Below are 18,791 nucleotides of genomic sequence, written 5' to 3' on the forward strand. Positions count from 1 at the left end.
ACGCCGCCTGCCGTCAGTGCTTCTTGGTCTTGGTTGCTTCAAGCCGGGCGATCAGGCTGGACGTGTCCCAGCGATTGCCACCCATCTGCTGCACCTCGGCATAAAACTGGTCGACCAGCGCTGTCACCGGCAGGCTGGCACCGTTGCGGCGCGCTTCCGATAGGCAGATGCCGAGATCCTTGCGCATCCAGTCGACCGCGAAGCCATAATCGAATTTGCCTTCGATCATGGTCTTGTGGCGGTTGTCCATCTGCCAAGAGCCGGCGGCGCCTTTCGAGATCACTTCCACGGCCTTGACCAGGTCCAGGCCCGCGGCGCGCCCGAAGGCCAATGCCTCAGCCAGCCCCTGCACCAGCCCGGCGATGCAGATCTGGTTCATCATCTTGGTGAGTTGGCCGCTGCCGGGACCGCCGAGCAGGTTCTGCATCTTGGCATAGGCCTGGATCACCGGCTTGATCTTGTCGTAATCGACCGCATCGCCGCCGCACATGATGGTGAGCTGGCCGTTCTCGGCACCGGCCTGGCCGCCGGAAACCGGGGCATCGACGAAGCCAAAGCCCGAGGCTTTCGCCTTCGCATGCAACTCGCGGGCAACATCGGCCGAGGCTGTGGTGTGATCGACAAAGACCGCCCCCTTCGTCATGCCGGCAAAGGCGCCGCTGTCGCCATACACCACCGAGCGCAGATCGTCGTCGTTGCCTACGCAGGCCATGACGAACTCGGCGCCGGCGGCGGCCTCCTTCGGGCTGCTGGCCTTTTGGCCCTTGTGCTGGGTGACCCAGCGCTCGGCCTTCTCGCCGGAACGGTTCCAAACCGTGACAGAATGCCCGGCCTTCACCAGGTGCCCGGCCATGGGATAGCCCATAACGCCCAGGCCGATAAATGCCACCTTCGCCATCGTCTCCCCCCTAAAAAATCAATAGAAATTAAGCAGTTATGGTTAACCGCCTTGCCCGCCCAAGTTTGCACCATGCTTGCCGCTCGGGCAATCGCCAGCATTAACACTACTACCGAGACTACTTGCAGCGCACAAACAATTACTGCTTGTAAAATCGGAGTTTTTATAGTAAATGAAAAATAGAGTTACCCTATTTGGCGTGGGAGAAGCCCATTATGCCGCTCGAAACCATCGGCAGTTACGCCGTGGCGGGCAGCAGCGGTGCGATAGCCCGCGGTGCCCGTGCAGGAATTACCGACTACCCGGCATCAGCTGATGACCTTTCGGGCTTCTCGGCTTATTCGGCGCGTGGCAACAGCCGCGAAAACAGCGTCATCACCATCCCGTCGCCCTCACCCAACGTCGCGGCCTATCTGAGTCCCTTCATCAGGCTCGACCTCGTGACCCGGCTTGCCATTGTCGAGATTCGCAACAGCGAAACCGGCGAAGTGAAGCAGCAGTATCCCAGTCCGCGCGTGGTGCGCGAATACCAGCAGAACCAGATTGAGGCATCTGAACTGCAGGCCCAGTCCCGCGGCAAGGGTCAAGAGCGCGAGGACGTGCCGGTGCAGCCGGTCACGTTCGATACGACGCAGAATGGCGGCGATGAAAGCGGCCTTCCTGCTCTGCCCCAGCAGCCTGCGGCCACAGCGCCTCAGCCTGCACCGCAGGCTCCTGCTCCTGCTCCTGCCCCCGTCGCCCCCACTCCCGTCCCCAGCGCTGCCCTGGCTGCTTTCAGCAGCGTTCAGAACACGCTGACCGGCGCGCGCGAACTCGCCGTCGCCTGATAGCGGCAGGCGTCTTTTCAATCCTGCAAATCGTTTGCGAATCTGTTAAGTCTGCTCGTGTGTGCATGTCGAGCGGGGATAGATGCGCTGGTTCGTTCGTATTGTTGTGATCCTGCTTTTACTCGCGGGCATCGTTGCCGGCGCCATTTACGGGACAGCCCGCCTGTCCCTGCCCGATTACAATGGCAATGTGAAAGTGGCGTCGCCGCTGGTGGGACCGGTTGAAATCCTGCGCGACCGTCACGCCGTGGCGCATATCCGCGCCGCCACCCGTTCCGATGCCGCCTTCGGGCTAGGTTATGCCCATGCGCAGGATCGGCTGTGGCAAATGGAATTTCAGCGCCGCGTTGCCGCCGGGCGACTGGCCGAGGTTTTTGGCTCTCAGGCTTTGAATACGGACACCTTCATCCGCACACTCGGCATACGCCGCAAGGCCGTGGCGGCATTTGCGGCGCTGCAGCCTGAAACGCAGAATTATCTTCAGGCTTATGCCAATGGCGTGAATGCCTTCCTGCAAAACCGGTCCGGTCCGTTGCCGCCGGAATTCCTGGTCTTCGATATCACCCCCGAGCCATGGACGCCGGCCGATACGCTGGGCTGGCTCAAGATGATGTCGTGGGATCTGGGCGGCAACTGGGGCAACGAACTGGCGCGCCTTGGATTGGCGCAGCGATTGAGCAAGCAGCAGATCGAGGAATTCTTCCCGCCATATCCCGGCGATGCGCCGGTCGCGCTGGCCGACATGACCGACCTTTACTGCGATGTCGCGACCGGCATAGACGTCGAGGGCCTGTTGCGCCTGCTGCCGCCGCCCCGCGCGGACGGCATCGGCTCGAATAACTGGGTCGTCAATGGCAAACGCACTGTGACGGGCCAGCCCTTGCTGGCAAACGACCCGCATCTTGGCCTCACAACGCCGGCGATCTGGTATTTCGCGCATATGGCCTCGCCAGCAGGCGCGGTGATCGGCGCCACCCTGCCCGGCGTGCCCGGCGTGATTCTCGGCCATAACGGCCGGATTTCCTGGGGCTTCACCAATACCGGGCCAGATACGCAGGATCTGTATATCGAAAGGCTCGATCCCGCCGATCCGACCCGCTACCTGACGCCCGACGGCAGCGCGCCATTCACGCTGCGCCAGGAGACCATCGCCGTCCGCGGCAGTGATCCGGTCACGATCACGGTGCGCGAGACCCGCCATGGACCAGTGATTTCAGACGTTCATGAGGCTTCACGTCGATTGGTCGGGACGGGTTATGTCCTGGCATTCAGCTGGACCGCGCTGCGCGACGATGACACGACCGCAGACGCATTGGCCAACCTGGATACGATTTCCGACTGGACCGGCTTTCTCAACAATTTCCGCCGCTACGTATCCCCACAGCAGAACGTCGTGTATGCCGACCGGGAGGGAAACATCGGATTCCTTGCCCCCGGGCTGGTGCCGATCCGCAAACCCGAAAACGATCTGAAGGGTCTGGCGCCCGCACCCGGCTGGGATGCGCGCTACGACTGGGCTGGCTTCATCCCGTTCGACCAGCTTCCGCGCAGTTATAATCCGCCCGGCGGTATGCTGGTCACGGCAAACCACAAGATCGTTCCGGACAGCTACCCACATTTCATCACCTCGGAATGGGCCGAGCCCTATCGTGCAAGACGCATCGAGCAGCTCCTGCGCGAGCGGCCGATCCATTCGGTGGAAAGCTTCAAGCAGATACAGGGCGACACGGTCTCGCTGATGGCCGCCGAAATCCTGCCCTTGATGCTTGGCGCGCAGCTCAAGACCTCCCCCCGGAATGCCGAGCTGGCCGCGGCGCATGCCATGCTGATGGGCTGGGACGGCGCAATGGCCGCCAGCCGCGCCGAACCCCTGATTTTCCAGGCCTGGTATCGGGAGCTGACGCGCCTGGTTCTGGCGGATGAACTGGGGGAGGCTTTCGGACAGCTGTGGCGGCATCGACCGCTCCTGATGAAAAACATCCTCAGCAACGCCGACGGGCAGTCGCGCTGGTGCGACAACATCGCCACCGGCACCCGGACTTCATGCGCCACGCTGATCGCCGAAGCGCTGGACATGGCCCTGGACGACCTGAAAAACCGCTATGGTTCGGACCTGGCCCGCTGGCGCTGGGGTGACGCGCATTTCAGCCATGCTCCGCACCGGCCTTTCAGCAACAACCGGTATTTGCGCCAGCTATTCGAAATCCGTGTCCCGACCCCGGGCGACACATTTACGGTTAACGTCGGGCAGAACAGTCTGGCCGACGAGCGCGAGCCCTTCAGCAACCGCCATGCTGCGTCCTTGCGGGCGATCTATGACCTAGCCGACCTGAACCGGTCCCAGTTCATGCATTCGACAGGGCAGTCCGGCCACGTGCTTTCGCCGAATTACGCCGATTTTGCCGCGCCCTGGGCCGCTGTGCAGTATATTCCCATGTCGATGCGGCCAGGGGATATCGAGGCCGGCGCGCGGGGCCGTCTCGTGCTGCGGAACGAATAATTATCTTTGTATTTTCAATATTCTATTTACCCGCTGCATACGATAAAAAAGGTTGGGTTGTCGCGCATCCGGCCGAATCGCCGGAGCGCGGGCATGGAGTGTTGGGATGCTGGTAATCATCGGCTCGATCATTGGGCTTGGTTGCGTGCTCGGCGGCTATATGGCGATGGGCGGCAAGCTGGCCGTGCTATGGCAGCCATTCGAGCTGGTCATCATTGGCGGCGCCGGCGTCGGCGCCTTCATCGTCGGCAACCCCAAGCCGGTGCTGAAGGCCGCGCTGAACGGCTTCAAGCTCTCCTTCAAGGGACCCAAATACACCAAGGACGATTACCTGGAACTGCTGTCGATGATGTACAGCGTGTTCAAGCTGGCCAAGAGCAAGGGCATGCTCGCGCTGGAACAGCACATCGAAAAACCGGAAGAGAGCAAGCTCTTCACCCAGTTCCCGAAATTCATGGCCGATCATCACGCGATGGATTTCCTGTGCGACTATCTGCGCCTGATGACCCTGGGCAGCGAAAACCCGCATGAGATGGAATCCCTGATGGACATGGAACTGGAAGTCCATCATCAGGAGGACCATCTGGCCCAGGCCGCGCTCACCGCCTTCGGCGAAAGCTTTCCCGCGCTTGGCATCGTGGCTGCCGTGCTCGGCGTTATCAAGACCATGGGCTCGATCAGCGAGCCGCCGGAAGTGCTGGGCAAGCTGATCGGCGGCGCTCTGGTCGGTACCTTCCTTGGCATTCTGCTTTCTTATGGCATTGTTTCGCCGATCGCCGCGGCCTGCAAGGCAACCCAGGAGCACGATCAGAAATACATGCTCTGCATGAAGGCCGGGCTGCTGGCGCATCTGCAAGGCTACGCGCCGGCCGTTTCTGTGGAGTTCGCACGCAAATCGCTGATGTCGAATGTGCGGCCGACCTTCTACGAAGTCGAAGAAGCGACCAGTAAAGTGCAGTCCGTGTGATGCAGCGGGACGATTGATCCATGGCAGCGGCCGACGGCGAACGCCCAATCATCGTCAAGAAGATCAAGAAGGCAGCCCATGGCCATCATGGCGGCGCCTGGAAGGTGGCCTATGCCGATTTCGTGACGGCGATGATGGCCTTCTTCCTGCTGCTGTGGCTGCTGAACGTGACCACCGACGAGCAGAAGAAGGGCGTCGCCGACTATTTCTCGCCGGCCTCGGTCAGCCGCAGCCTGTCGGGCGCAGGCGGCGTGCTCGGCGGCCGCACCATTCTGGAAGACGGCGGCAAGATTTCCAGCTTCGGCCTGCCCACTGTGATTGTCGGTCCTTCTGCCGAAAAGAGCGATCAGGAAGACCAGCCCCAGTACGACCAGAAATACCCCGACGCGCGGCAGCCTCCGCCGGCAGCCGGCACGCGCGGCGACCGGTTCCAGGACCCATCCATGTCGCAGACCGGCACCGGCGAGCAGGCGCAGATCGGCGATGGGCAGCAGCAGCAATTCTCCGATCTGCAGCAGATCAACGAGCAGTCGGCGCGCGAACGTCTGGCCCAGATCGAGGCGGAGAATTTCCGCGAGGTCGAGGCGCAGATCCGGCAAGCTATCCAAAGCAATCCCCAGCTTGCTGAACTGTCGAAGCAGATCGTATTCGACAACACTCCCGAGGGTTTCCGTATTCAGCTGGTGGACGAGGAACAATCATCGATGTTCCCGTCAGGCAGCGCCTCGCTGAACGACAAGGCCCGCCGATTGATGCAGCAGGTGGCCCAGGCCGTATCGAAATTGCCAAACAAGTTGGCGATCAGCGGCAATACCGACGCGCAGCCGTTCCGCGGTCAGGGCGCCTATTCGAACTGGGAATTGTCGGCCGATCGCGCCAATGCGGCCCGCCGCGCCATGATCGAGGCCGGTGTTCCGGCCGAGCGCATCAGGCAGGTTACCGGCAACGCCGACCAGGACCTGCTGATCAAGGACAACCCTCTTGATCCGCGCAACCGTCGTATCGCCATCCTGCTGCTCAGCGACGCCCAGAAAGCCGCAAACAATTCAGCAGGGGCCGGCGCCGCCCCCGGTACTGCACGTCCATCCGTTCCGGGCGTGTTGCGCAATCCGCCGCCCCCGCCGCCCCCGCCGCCGGGCCTGAGCGGTCCGGGACCGGCAAACGGCGCCATCCGGATACTGCCAAACCGCTGATGTCAGACGATCCCGCATCGCGCGATCTTGCGCCCGTCCCGCCATATGTGCCGGCCGGCCAGATCGTCGACAACCCCGCCTTCTTCGCCGGCGTTACCGGTAGACGGCTGTTCGCCTATATCGTCGATCTGGCGATCCTGGCCGGCATCCTGATCGTCTACAAGATCATGCTGGGCCTGCTCACCATCGTCAGCTTCGGCCTGCTCACGCCTCTTCTGGTTCTGATCGGCGCCGCCATCCCAATCGTCTATCACACGCTCACGATCGGCGGTCCGGCCTCGGCAACCTTGGGCATGCGCCTGCTCGGGCTGGAAGTCAGGGTCTGGAATGGCGGCAAACCGGGATACCTGCAGGCCCTGCTGCACACCGCGGCCTTTTATGTCACGACCGGTTTTACCGGCGGCCTGATCCTGCTCTGGGCCCTGTTCAACAATCGTGGCCGCTGCCTGCATGACATCCTGTGCGGCACCCTCGTCGTCCGGAGGCTCGCGGGCGGGTGAGACGCAGAATCCCCCTCCCCAAGCCAGCTATTTATACTAATCTCTGTCTGGTCCTTCAGCGACGGGCTGCGACGTGAAGCATCGCCTGCAGATACCACTACGGCACTTCTTTGCCACCCCGCCGACGCCCTGCCCCTATCTGCCGGGCAAGCTGGAGCGCAAGGTGGTTACGCTGCTGGCCGGCGAAGATCCCGATGGCCTGCATAACGCCCTCAGCCAGGCCGGCTTCCGCCGCAGTCAGGATCTGGCCTACCGGCCGGCTTGCGAGAGCTGCAATGCCTGCGTTCCGGTTCGTGTGCCGGTTCCCGACTTCTCTCCTTCGGCCAGCCAGAAGCGCATCCTCAAGCGGAACGAGGGGGTTCTTGCGCGCCGCCTGCCCTCCTATGCCACCCGCGAGCATTATCAGGTCTTCCGTCGCTACGTGACGGCGCGCCATGACGGCGGCGGCATGGCCGACATGGAATTCGCCGATTACCGGGCCATGGTGGAAGACAGTCCGGTGCGCAGCGGCCTGTCGGAATTCCGCTGCCCTGACGGCCGGCTGTTCGGCATCTGCCTGATTGATGAGATGAGCGACGGCGTGTCGCTGGTCTACAGCTTTTTCGACCCCGATTTCGAGCGCCGCAGCCCGGGCAGCTACATCATCCTGTGGCATATCGCCAACGCCCTCGATCTGGGGCTGCCCTACGTGTATCTGGGCTACTGGATCGCCGAGAGCCGGAAAATGGCCTACAAGAGCCAATTCCGTCCCCTGGAAGCTCTCAATCCGGAGGGGTGGCGACGGCTGGATCAGGATACCGCAGCTCCCGTTGGCTGAGCCCTAGAACGCCTGTTTCTTGCGTGCAGCCCCGCCCGAGGGTATTTTCCCGCGCCGTATACGGATTCTCCGTATACATAGCTCGCGTACCGGAAAACCCAGACCCCGGCCGCAAGACCCTAGGGAGATAAAATCATGCTTCGTCGTAAGTTTCTGAAGGGCGCAGCCATTGCCGGCGCTGGCAGCCTCGGCGCTGCCGCCAGCTTCCCGGCCCCGGCCATCGCCCAGAGCATGCCGGAAGTCAAATGGCGCATCGCCTCCAGCTTCCCCAAGAGCCTCGACACCATTTATGGCGGCGCCGAAGTGATTGCCAAGCGGGTTGCCGAGCTCACCGACAACAAGTTCCAGATCCGCGTTTTCGCTGCTGGCGAAATCGTACCCGGTCTGCAGGTCCTGGACGCCGTGCAGAACGGCACCGTCGAAGCAGGCCACACCGTCAGCTACTACTATATCGGCAAGGATCCGACCTTTGCCTTCGACGCCGCGATCCCCTTCGGCCTGAATTCGCGCCAGCAGAATTCCTGGATGCAGTTCGGCGGCGGCATGCAGCTGATGCGCGAATTCTTCAAGGACTACAACATCGTCCAGTTCCCGGCCGGCAACACCGGCACCCAGATGGGCGGCTGGTTCCGCAAGGAGATCAAAACCGTTGAGGACCTGAAGGGCCTCAAGTTCCGCATCGTATCATGGCGGTGGCCGCCAGCTCATGAACGAATTCTTCAAGGACTATAACTGCCACGGCATCCCGGCCGGCAACACGGGTACCCAGATGGGCGGCTGGTTCCGCAAGGAGATCAAGACCGTCCAGGACCTCAACGGTCTGAAGTTCCGTATCGGTGGCTTCGCCGGCCAGATCATGGCCCGCCTCGGCGCCGTACCGCAGCAGATCGCGGGCGGCGACATCTATCCGGCGCTGGAAAAGGGCACCATCGACGCGGCCGAATGGATCGGTCCGTATGACGACGAAAAGCTCGGCTTCAACAAGGTCGCCAAGTACTACTACTACCCCGGCTTCTGGGAGGGCGGTCCGCAGCTCTCCGTGATGGTGAACCTGGAGCAGTGGAACAAGCTGCCGAAGGAATACCAGAACATTCTGGAAGCGGCCTGCGCCGAGGCCAATGGCTGGATGGTATCGAAATACGATGCCGTCAATCCGGGCGCCCTGCGCAAGCTTGTGGCCGGTGGCACCCAGCTCCGCGCTTTCTCGCGACCGGTGATGGAAGCGGCGCTGACTGCGGCGAACGAAGTCTATGCCGAGACCGCGGCCAAGAATGCCAAGTTCAAGAAGGTCTACGACAGCTGGATCAAGTTCCGTGAGGAACAGGTCCTGTGGTGGCGTGTTGCCGAAAACACCTTCGACAACTTCATGATTGCGGCCTCGCAGAAGAAGCCCGCCAAGAAAGGCTGATTGTTCAGCGATGGAAAGGCCCCGCAAGGGGCCTTTCTTTTTGCCTGCAGCAGCCAGGCAGAAATAAAAAAATGGCCGGCCCCGTCGGGACCGGCCATTGTCTTTTTGGGAGGTTGTCCAGCGAACCGCTATTTGGGCGTCTCGCTCTCGCCTTCTTCCTCCTCCTCGCCAAAGCCCAGGTCGGGCTCGCCCTCTTCAGCACCATCCTGCGTGTCTGCCGGATCGTCGCTGTAATTGGGCGTTTCGATCTGCAACTGCATCTGGACTTCAGACTCATCCAGCACCGGGCCGCGATCGAGCATCGACGTGACCATTTCCGGGAAGGCTATCACCAGCCCGACCATGATGATCTGGATACACACGAAGGGCACGGCGCCCCAGTATATCTGGCCGGTGGTGATCTTGGGGATCAGCTTGCCGGTCACCTTGTCGATATAATCGGCAACCGGCGCCACGCTGCGCAGATAGAACAGCGCGAAGCCGAAGGGTGGGTGCATGAAGGAGGTCTGCATGTTTACGCCCAGCAGCACACCGAACCAGATCAGGTCGATGCCCAGCTTCTCCGCCGCCGGCCCCAGCAGGGGCACGACGATGAAGGCCAGCTCGAAGAAATCGAGGAAGAAGGCCAGCAGGAAGACCATGATGTTGACGACGATCAGGAAGCCAAGCTGACCGCCCGGCAGGCTGGTCAGCAGGTGTTCAACCCATAGATCGCCGTTCACGGCCCGGAAGGTCAGGCCGAACACGGTGGAACCGATCAGGATGAAGATCACGAAAGCAGACAGCTTGGCCGTGGTGTCCATCGCCTGGCGCAGCAGCGACCAGTCGAGCTTCCGCTTCATCAGCGCCAGGATCAGGGCACCGGCCGCACCCATGGCGCCGCCTTCGGTCGGGGTCGCGATCCCGAGGAAAATCGTGCCCAGCACCAGGAAGATCAGCACCAGCGGCGGCACCAGCGAAACGATCACGCGGATCGCAAGCTGCATGCCGCGCAGCGTACGGGCCTCGGGCGGCAATGCCGGTGCGGCGTCCTTGTTGATCATGGAGATCATGAAGACGTAGCCAGCATACAGGGCTGAAAGTACAAGGCCGGGAATGATTGCGCCGGCATACATGTCGCCAACCGAACGGCCGAGCTGATCGGCCATGATGATCAGAACCAGGCTGGGCGGGATGATCTGTGCCAGCGTGCCCGAGGCCGCGATCACGCCGGATGCCAGGCGACGGTCATAGCCATAGCGCAGCATGATCGGCAGCGAAATCAGGCCCATCGAAATCACCGAAGCCGCCACCACGCCGGTGGTCGCTGCCAGCAGCGCGCCGACGAAAATCACGGCATAGGCCAGACCGCCGCGCATCGGCCCGAAAAGCTGGCCAATTGTGTCCAGCAGGTCTTCCGCCATGCCGGATCGCTCGAGGATCAGCCCCATGAAGGTGAAGAACGGAATGGCCAGCAGCGTATCGTTGCGCATGATGCCAAAGACGCGTTCGGGCAGGGCCTGCAGCAGGGCCGGGGTCAGAAGCCCTAACTCGATGCCGATAAAGGCAAACAGCAGGCCGTTCGCCGCCAGCGCGAAAGCGACCGGGTAGCCGAACAGAAGGAAAAAAACCAGCGCCACAAACATCAGCGGCGCCATGTTGTCGGTCAGGAACTGGATCATGGGTGATTACTCCGCTGCGCCTTCGGCCGGGCTGTGGGCATCCTGTTTCTTCGGTGCCGGATTCGGGATCAGGCCCTGCAGAAAGGCGATGCGCTTGATGAGTTCGGAAATGCCCTGAAGAACGAGCAGCAGGAAACCGACCGGGATGAGCAGCTTGACCGGCCAGCGGATCAGGCCGCCAGCATCGCTGGACAGTTCGTTGCGGACGAAGGAGTCAACAAGCACCGGCCAGGACAGATACATGATGATGATCGAGATGGGCAGCAGGAACAGCACCGTGCCGATGATGTCGATCCAGGTCAGTGTGCGCTCCGAGAAACGGCTGACGATCACGTCGATCCGGATATGCTCGTTGCGCAGCAGGGTATATCCGGCGCAGAGCATGAAAATCGCCGAGAAGAGATACCATTGTACCTCCAGCCAGGCATTCGAGCTTGTGTTGAAACCGTAGCGGACAACAGCGTTGCCCGAACTGATGATCACCGCGACAAGTACCGCCCAATAGACGATACGGCCAACGGCAGCATTCAGGCCGTCGATCAGACGGCTGAGTGTCAGCAGAATATTCACAAGACCTCCCTACCCCGGCATCTTCGGCCCGCAAGCCGAAAGACGACAAAAAAGCACTTTGGCGGCAGCGAGTTACCCCCGCTGCGCCGGCCGGTCAACCCGCCGCATGGCATGAGCCCGGTTTTTTACGCCCCCTGTTAAGGCGGCCCGGTTATAGCAGATCAGCCGAGGGGGTGAAATATTCGGCGGCAAGCCAAGCAATCGAACGGGTTACGAAAAAATTACGTGGTCGCCCGGGCCCGGTTGGCAGTATCCATGCCCGGGAAGTCGGAAAATTTAACCATTTTGTGCCAGCTTTTCCGGATATTGCTGGCGCATCCCGGGGTTGTGTCGCACAATTCCAGAACGCCATGATCGGACGCCAGAAAGGACTGCCTTTTCCGCCATGTGGCGCAATGTCGTGAAACGAGCCTCCAAACGTCCGGCCGAGCCCGACCTGGCGCCCACCCCGCGCGACCGCGAGCGCGTGGACGGCATCATCAACAAGATTTCCGAAGAGACGCTGCTGGTCTTCGACCTGCTGAAGGATGGCATGGTCAAGGAAGCCTCCTTCAAGACGGTTGAGGAGAGCATCACGCGGCATTGCATCCTGTCCACTTTCGAGCAGGTGCGCGCCGACGCCTTCCGCGATGCAGCCGGACTGGCGCGCCATCAGGCCCGGCGTTTTGCCGAGGCCGCACTGGAAATGCCAGAACCGCAACAGCGTCAGTTCATCCTGTCCGTCTCGCAGGCTTTCGAGCGTTTCGCCAAGCAACTGCAGTCCATCGAGCAGAAGGCCCTGGCCGACAAACAGCGCCGCGAAAAACAGGACTGACCAGGCTACAGGGTCTTGCCAATCACCCTTACGTTGCGCGAAAATTCTCGCGACAAATGTTCTGTAAAAGCCGGACTGGCGGGGGAATAAATGGTGTTTGGGTCATTGTTCGGCTCGCGGGCCTATGCCTACGAAATCTACGTCCAGGTTGATGGGCGCTGGCGTCTGGACAAACGCCTGGAAGGCGATTCCGGGATGACGCAGCACGCCAATGAGCAGATGGAGAAGTCGGCCATAGCCCAGGCCAACGCCCTGCTGAACATGGGCGATTTCACAGCGGTTAAAATCCTGCGTTCGCGGGCCCGCTCCGATGGCTTTGCGACACAGACGGAAATCTTCAACAAGACCGCCACGGCCAAGGCCAAGGCAATGGTCACGCGGCCCTTCAAGGGCCTGTTCCCGGTTTGTGAAACACCCTACGACCTCGCCCGCCGCCCCGCCGCCAAAGGCTTCAGCGCCACCTACCGCGAATTCCTCGACAAGCAGAACGCCACCTCGCTGGAGCTGCTGCATTCCCCGCAGCATCAGCGCAAGCTGAATGACATGAGCAATTTCCTGCGGGCCGGCCTCTACGCCCTGGCTGGCGCACAGACCCAGGCCGGCCTGCCCAGCCAGGCCGAGCGCAGCAAGAAGCTGGAAGCGCTGTTCGACAAGCTGATCCAGCGCACCCGCGATGCAATGGCGGAAAAGAACCTGCCTGCCTTCGAAAACAATAACTTCGCCCGGCTTTATGAGCGCCTGGCGGCGCGTATGCAGGACGATGAACTTCGTTTCACGTATTTCTTCCAGACCGCGAAGGTAACGCAGACCATGTCCAGTTACGCCGCCCGGCTGGATATCGTCCTCACCGACATGATCGAGCGGCCGATGAACGGCAACGGCATCCTGCTCGACGAAATCGCGGCCAGTTGCCTGGACTCCACAACCCTGATCCAGGATTTGCTCGGGTCCCGCCCTGGCCTGGCCGAAGCCCTGATGGCGCTGGCCGATCTCTCTGCCGGCAAGCTGACCATGCCGGCCAAGCCTGATCCGCTGCTGGAGAAACTAAACCGTGCGCTGGGCGAAGGCCGCCTGCCTCACTGCGTCGACACGATATGGGAACGCATCCTGGGCAACTTGAATTCCAAGGCCCTGCTCAGCAAGAACGAGCCCAAGAAAGAATGGCAGATGTCGCGCAACCTGAATCAGAAGCTGATGTCGGTTGTGCCGGAGAACCACAAGGAAGCCGTGGAATATGCAGGTCGCATGCGCATCGAACGCGCCCGCAACATGGAAAACTGACGGGTTACACCGATGGCCAGCCGCGCTGGCCATCGGCATCACAGGAATACGGCTTTAGTTCAACGGCGGCATTTGTGCGCCGGTGGTGTCGGCACCGTTGAGATCGGTATTGACCATCTTGGCATCGGTGAGATTGGCATTCACCAGCCGGGCCCGCGTCAGCTTTGCATCGATCAGGTTGGCACCCTTCAGCAGCGCATCGGAAAAATCGGCTTCCGTCGCATCCGCAGCCGCCAGGCTGGCCGACCAGAAGCGGCCGATCGGCTTGCCGTCCGGACCGCGCAGCGGCACCTGACCGAATTGCGCACGCTGCAGGATCGCCTTGTGCAGGGTCGCGCGGGCGAAATTCGCACCATTGGCCAGGGCGCCAATCAGATTGGCGCCTGTGAGGTCGGACTCTGACAGGTCGGTCATCACCAGATTGGCATTCTGCAGCTTGGCGCCGGCCAGCTTGGCGCCTTTGAGATTGGCGCCGCTGAGGTCTTTGCCAGACAGGTCGATGCGTTCCATGTTCAGACCGGCCAGATCGGCGCGCGAGCCTTCCTTGCCATCGGTCTTGATCCACTTTTCGTGTTCCTGAAGGATATTCGCCACCGTGTCGCCGAAGCTGGAGACATCGACAAACAATTCGGCGCCGGCGAAATTGGCGGAATCCATATCCACATCTTCCAGGATTGCGCCCTTCAGGTCGGCACCCTGGAAATCCGCACCGTCGATCAGCGCGAGCGACATGTCGACGCCGCGCAGGCAAGCACCCTTGAAATCGGCACCGGCCAGATTGGCCTTGCGCAGAGATACCTTGGTCAGGTTGGCGCGCGACAGATTCGCACCGGCCAGATTGACGCCGTTCATGTTCGAGCCGGTCAGGTTGGAGCCACGCAGGTTGGCCTCGGCCAGATCCGCGCCGCCCGTATTGGCCTTGGGCTTCTTGCCGCTGGCATCCTTGGCTCCGAAGCCGACACCATCGTCCGAAGCCTGCATCAGCGCGCCGCCGCGGAAATCCACGCCCATGAGGCGGGCCCCGGCCAGGGTAGCGCCGCGCATCGACGCGCCACGCAGATCGGCTTTGGACAGATCCGCCCGCGACAGGTCGGCGCGTTCCAGATTGGCCGCAAAGAGATCGGCTTCCGAGAGATTGGTCTCGACCAGAACGGCACGTGAAAGATTGGCGCCAGAGAGCTTGGCTGCGCGCAAATCAGCGCCGCTGAAGTCGTAACCCTGAAGGTCGGCCAGCGAAAGGTTGAGACGCGCTCCACGGGGACGCTTCAGCAGCCACTCCCTGTGGCGGCCAAGCATCCGTTCTACTTCCATCGGGTTCATTCTGACCCTTACCCCCTCTAGCCAAACTGGCGGCGCCCCTGATATCCGGGTTATGTCTTTGCCGTAATAAACAATCCGTGAATTTTAATGCTTTTCCCGGGCCCCGCGCAATCTTTCCGCCGGACCCGGCGCATTGATCGGGCCGGCGCGGTAACGACGAGACCGGCACGACATTTGTTTGAGACGGCCAGCCAAACTTCATACACTTAGCCGGCATGTCTCCTCCCTTAGTATAGCCCGACCATGACAGATCCAGCCAAGCTGCGTGCCCTGCGCGAGAAGTTCGCCGCCGCAAAAGGTGGGGATATCTTCGATCCCGCCTTCCGCGCCGTGGCCGACCAGCAGTTCAGCGACGGCGAACGCCGCAAATGGCCCTTTTCGGACGCCGCCACCTTCCTGGGCGCCCCCTACCGGCCCGAGGCCGCCCAGTCCGAGGATTTCGCCGGGCTGGATTTCGCCCTGATCGGACTGCCAATGGATCTGGGTGTGACCAACCGCGCCGGCGCCAGGCTGGGCCCCCGGGCGGTCCGCGCGGTGGAACGCATCGGCCCATATGAGCATGCCCTGAAGATGGCCCCGTTCATCGGCTGCAAGGCGGCCGACATCGGCGACGTGCCGTTCCGCAGCCGCTTCAGCCTGGAAAGCTGCCACCAGGATATCGAGGCCTTCTACCGCCGGGTGGCGGCAGCCGGCGTGATCCCTCTCTCGGTGGGCGGCGACCATTCGGTGACATGGCCGATCCTGAAGGCCCTGGGCGCCGATCGCCCGGTGGGTCTGGTCCATATCGACGCCCATTGCGACACCTCAGGCCCCTACGAGGGCTCGAAATTCCACCATGGCGGCCCCTTCCGCATGGCCGTACTGGACGGCGTGCTGGACCCCGACCGCACGATCCAGATCGGCATCCGCGGCGGCGCGGAATACCTGTGGGAATTCTCCTACGAGTCCGGAATGACGGTGATCCATGCCGAGGAGGTCGCCACCATGGGCATCCCGGCGGTGATCGCCAGGGCACGCCAGGTGGTAGGCGATGGGCCGGTCTATGTCTCGTTCGACGTGGACGGGCTGGACCCCGCCTTCGCACCCGGCACCGGTACGCCCGAGATCGGGGGCCTGAGCACTGCCGAGGCCCTGGCCATCCTGCGCGGTCTGATCGGCCTTGACGTCATCGGCGGCGACGTCGTGGAGGTGGCGCCGCAATACGATGGCACCACCAACACGGCCCATGCCGGTGCGCAGATGCTGTTCACGATCTTTTGCCTGGCCCGCGCGGCGTGGGAGCGTCGAAAGGACTAGGCCCGCGCCGGCCAACAGAACTGCCAAAGGCCGCGACGATTTCATTGGCCAAAGCCTGGGCCGGCGCCGACAATACACGCGCCTTGAGCCGCAGAAGCCCCAGTTGCCTGCTCAAGGCCGGCCGAACCAGCGGCCGCATGGTGAGTTTCTCGCCGGCAAACATTGAGAAGGTCAGCGCCGGCAGAGCCGTGACGCCCAATCCGGCGGAGACCAGCGCAATCGCCGAGGCGATCTGCTCAACCTCATAGCGCGGGCGAAGCGAAAAATCGGCCTGCAGCAGAACGGCATCAGCCAGACGCCGCACCGAGGTGGATCCCGCCATGGCGACATAAGGATGGCCATCCAGTGCTCGCCATGGCAAAGGGCCCTTCCCGGCCAGCGGATGGTCGTTACGGCAAACCAGATGGATGCGGTCGGCGCCGATCACATCATAGACCAGCAAGCCTCCTTCGGCCGTTCGCGTGGTGACGGCAAAATCGGCAACGCCATCCTCGACCATCCGCACTGCCCGGTCGTGCATCACGTCGAAAAGCGCCACATCAATGCCGGGGTATTTCCGCTGCAGGCTGTGCAGGGCATGCGGCAAGATGGAGGCGGCAATCGAAGGCAGCACCGCGATGGCCAGGCGGCCATGCAAGCCGGCTGCCCGCGATGCGACGCCCTGCAGGGCAACGCGGAAATCGCGGATAAGATCATCGGCAACGGCCGCCAGCTGCCGGCCATCGGCCGTGAGCGCCAGATGCCGGGTGGTGCGTTCGAACAGCGTGACGCCAAGTTCAGTTTCGATCTTGCGGATGGCGACGCTGAGCGCGGGCTGCGAGATATGCAGTTTCTCCGCTGCCTCGCTGAAAGTGCTGCAGCGGCTGGCCTGGGCAAAAAGTTCAAGCTGCCGGATCGTCAGATTTATAGACATACATAATGATACTATAGATATTATATAATTGAAGTTATAGATGTGCCGGCTACTCTCCGCCACCGAGGAAACGCGGGAAGAGCCGTCGATCAGCATGTCGCCGCAGACCGTCCATATCGGTGCAGGCGCCGGATTTGCCGGCGATCGTGCCGGCAGTGCCGTCGCCGTGGTGGATGCCCTGGCGGCCTCGGGCGCTCCATCCTTCCTGATCTTCGAGACGCTGGCCGAACGCACACTGGCGCTGGCCCAGCTGGATCGTCAGCGTGAGGCTGAAGCCGGCTACAGCCCGAGCATGCTGGCCCTGGTGGAGCCCGTGCTGGCGAAATGCCTGACCAGCGGGATTCGTATCGTCAGCAATTTCGGGGCCGCTAATCCGCATGGCGCGGCAAAACGCCTGGCCGCATTAGCAGCAGACCTTGGCTTTTCCGCCGTGAAGATCGCGGTGGTGGGCGGCGATGACCTGACCGGCCGTCTGTCCGCCGCCGATCTGGCAGCCCGCGAAACCGAGCGGACCCTGCTTTCAGCCGGGAGCCGGATCATCTCGGCGAATGCCTATCTCGGGGCCAGGCCGATTGCCGAGGCGCTGGATCGCGGCGCGGATATCGTGGTGACCGGGCGGGTTGCCGATCCGGCGCTGGCGCTTGGACCATTGGTGCATGCTTTCGGCTGGGACTGGAATGACTGGTCCCGCATTGCTGCCGGAACGCTGGTCGGACATCTGCTGGAATGCGGACCCCAGGTCAGCGGCGGCTACTTCGCCGATCCCGGCTACAAGGACGTGCCGGACCTGGCCGATCTGGGGTATCCGATCGCGGAAGTGGCCCGTGACGGTCGTGCGATCATCACCAAACCGGCCGGGACCGGCGGCTGCGTCGACCTGCGCACGGTGAAGGAGCAGCTGCTCTATGAAATCCATGACCCGGCGGCCTATCTGACGCCCGACGTGGTGCTCGACATCACCGGTGTGGAACTCGTACAGGCCGGGCCCGATCGCGTGGCGGTTTCCGGTGCCATCGGACATCCACGGCCCGACAGCCTGAAGGCGACGGTATGCATCGAATCCGGCTTTCTGGCCGAGGCGGAGATCTCGTATGCCGGCCCGAATGCCGCGGCCCGCGCCAGGCTGGCCGTCAGGATCGTGTGCGAACGCATGGCCCGCCGGCATCCGGGACTGCCCATCCGCGCCGACGTTATCGGTCTGTGCAGCGTATTCGGCGACAGCACCGGCGCCATGCTGGCCCGGGCCTTCGAAGCTGACGGCAGCGATGACCTGCGCGTGCGCTTCGCCACACGCAGCCCGGATCGCCGCGCGGCCGAATGCCTGCTGGCGGAAGTGGAAGCGCTGTACGTTGCCGGCCCGGCCGGCGGCGGCGGAATCCGGCGGCACCTGCTGCCGCAACTGGCCAGCGCTTCCTGCCTGATCGAGCGCGAGCATGTGCAAGAAACGGTGGAGGTGATGCCATGAGCGACAGCCTTCCGCTGCATCGGCTGGCGCATGCCCGCGCCGGCGACAAGGGCAACCGGCTGAACATCGCCCTGATCTGCTATCGCCCCGAGAGTTACGCCCTGCTGGCCGAACAGGTGAGCGAAACCCGCGTGGCAGGGCTGTTTGCCGACCGTGGCGTGACCGAGGTCAGGCGCTACGACCTGCCGAATCTGCATGCCTTCAACTTCGTACTCGATCACGCACTCGACGGCGGCGTGAATGCCAGCCTCGGCCTCGATGGCCATGGCAAGACACTGTCGTTCCTGCTGCTGACCCTGCCGGTCCGGCTGCCGGCTGGCTTCGCCCTTCACACCGAGCAACGATAAACCGAGGAGGAAAC

At 62.5% G+C, this 18,791-nt stretch carries 16 protein-coding genes and 1 pseudogene; 12 read left to right on the forward strand and 5 right to left on the reverse strand.

The features are described 5' to 3' along the window. Window positions 1-13: 13 nt before the first annotated feature. Window positions 14-898 carry an NAD(P)-dependent oxidoreductase gene (locus ACK4FK_RS10145; RefSeq protein ID WP_409744730.1) on the reverse strand — a complete coding sequence of 295 codons (885 nt, stop codon included), beginning with the start codon at window positions 896-898 and terminating at the stop codon, window positions 14-16. 215 nt (window positions 899-1,113) lie between these two features. Here ACK4FK_RS10145 and ACK4FK_RS10150 point away from each other — a divergent pair, with 215 nt between their 5' ends. The 7 genes and pseudogenes from ACK4FK_RS10150 to ACK4FK_RS10180 all read left to right on the forward strand — a co-directional run bounded on the left by ACK4FK_RS10150 (window position 1,114) and on the right by ACK4FK_RS10180 (window position 9,110). After that, on the forward strand, window positions 1,114-1,725 hold the full coding sequence (locus tag ACK4FK_RS10150; protein WP_409744732.1) for a hypothetical protein: 612 nt from the start codon (window positions 1,114-1,116) through the stop codon (window positions 1,723-1,725). Between the two features lie 82 nt (window positions 1,726-1,807). After that, window positions 1,808-4,225, forward strand: a complete 2,418-nt coding sequence (locus ACK4FK_RS10155; protein WP_409744734.1) for a penicillin acylase family protein — start codon at window positions 1,808-1,810, stop codon at window positions 4,223-4,225. 106 nt (window positions 4,226-4,331) lie between these two features. Next, window positions 4,332-5,192 (forward strand): flagellar motor stator protein MotA, encoded by an 861-nt coding sequence (motA, locus tag ACK4FK_RS10160; protein ID WP_409744736.1) that lies wholly within the window; start codon window positions 4,332-4,334, stop codon window positions 5,190-5,192. 20 nt (window positions 5,193-5,212) lie between these two features. Then, window positions 5,213-6,385 (forward strand): flagellar motor protein MotB, encoded by a 1,173-nt coding sequence (locus tag ACK4FK_RS10165; protein WP_409744737.1) that lies wholly within the window; start codon window positions 5,213-5,215, stop codon window positions 6,383-6,385. Next, window positions 6,385-6,885, forward strand: a complete 501-nt coding sequence (locus ACK4FK_RS10170) for an RDD family protein (protein ID WP_409744739.1) — start codon at window positions 6,385-6,387, stop codon at window positions 6,883-6,885. Before ACK4FK_RS10165 ends, ACK4FK_RS10170 begins: the two co-directional genes overlap by 1 nt. Before the next feature lie 73 nt (window positions 6,886-6,958). Next, window positions 6,959-7,702, forward strand: a complete 744-nt coding sequence (locus ACK4FK_RS10175) for an arginyltransferase (RefSeq protein WP_409744741.1) — start codon at window positions 6,959-6,961, stop codon at window positions 7,700-7,702. A 135-nt stretch (window positions 7,703-7,837) separates the two neighbouring features. Continuing rightward, a pseudogene (locus ACK4FK_RS10180) lies at window positions 7,838-9,110 on the forward strand (TRAP transporter substrate-binding protein). Between the two features lie 128 nt (window positions 9,111-9,238). On the opposite strand, the gene ACK4FK_RS10185 reads toward ACK4FK_RS10180, so the two are convergent. Continuing rightward, window positions 9,239-10,771: a TRAP transporter large permease subunit gene (locus ACK4FK_RS10185; RefSeq protein WP_409744743.1), complete on the reverse strand. Its 1,533-nt coding sequence runs from the start codon at window positions 10,769-10,771 to the stop codon at window positions 9,239-9,241. Window positions 10,772-10,777: 6 nt separating this feature from the next. Then, window positions 10,778-11,341, reverse strand: coding sequence for a TRAP transporter small permease subunit (locus tag ACK4FK_RS10190; protein WP_409744745.1), 564 nt, complete (start codon window positions 11,339-11,341; stop codon window positions 10,778-10,780). 400 nt (window positions 11,342-11,741) lie between these two features. Here ACK4FK_RS10190 and ACK4FK_RS10195 point away from each other — a divergent pair, with 400 nt between their 5' ends. Both ACK4FK_RS10195 and ACK4FK_RS10200 read left to right on the forward strand, forming a co-directional pair. Then, entirely contained in the window at window positions 11,742-12,155 is a 414-nt protein-coding gene (locus tag ACK4FK_RS10195; protein ID WP_409744747.1) for a hypothetical protein, read from the forward strand. 90 nt (window positions 12,156-12,245) lie between these two features. Beyond that, complete coding sequence (locus ACK4FK_RS10200) at window positions 12,246-13,436, forward strand: hypothetical protein (protein WP_409744748.1); 1,191 nt, start codon at window positions 12,246-12,248, stop codon at window positions 13,434-13,436. 54 nt (window positions 13,437-13,490) lie between these two features. Here ACK4FK_RS10200 and ACK4FK_RS10205 read toward each other — a convergent pair whose 3' ends face one another. Next, window positions 13,491-14,747 (reverse strand): pentapeptide repeat-containing protein, encoded by a 1,257-nt coding sequence (locus tag ACK4FK_RS10205; protein ID WP_409744750.1) that lies wholly within the window; start codon window positions 14,745-14,747, stop codon window positions 13,491-13,493. Between the two features lie 252 nt (window positions 14,748-14,999). On the opposite strand from ACK4FK_RS10205, the gene speB reads away from it, so the two are divergent. Next, window positions 15,000-16,052, forward strand: coding sequence for an agmatinase (gene speB / locus ACK4FK_RS10210; protein WP_409744752.1), 1,053 nt, complete (start codon window positions 15,000-15,002; stop codon window positions 16,050-16,052). Here speB and ACK4FK_RS10215 read toward each other — a convergent pair. After that, complete coding sequence (locus ACK4FK_RS10215) at window positions 16,003-16,965, reverse strand: LysR family transcriptional regulator (RefSeq protein ID WP_409744754.1); 963 nt, start codon at window positions 16,963-16,965, stop codon at window positions 16,003-16,005. The two genes, speB and ACK4FK_RS10215, sit on opposite strands and share 50 nt — an antisense overlap. Before the next feature lie 94 nt (window positions 16,966-17,059). Between ACK4FK_RS10215 and ACK4FK_RS10220 the strand changes: the two genes are divergently transcribed. After that, on the forward strand, window positions 17,060-18,430 hold the full coding sequence (locus tag ACK4FK_RS10220) for an acyclic terpene utilization AtuA family protein (protein WP_409744756.1): 1,371 nt from the start codon (window positions 17,060-17,062) through the stop codon (window positions 18,428-18,430). Continuing rightward, entirely contained in the window at window positions 18,427-18,777 is a 351-nt protein-coding gene (locus ACK4FK_RS10225; protein WP_409744758.1) for a hypothetical protein, read from the forward strand. The genes ACK4FK_RS10220 and ACK4FK_RS10225 overlap by 4 nt, the downstream gene beginning before the upstream one ends. Window positions 18,778-18,791: the final 14 nt, after the last annotated feature.

The sequence above is a fragment of the Ferrovibrio sp. genome (assembly GCF_046297895.1).
GTDB lineage: Bacteria > Pseudomonadota > Alphaproteobacteria > Ferrovibrionales > Ferrovibrionaceae > Ferrovibrio.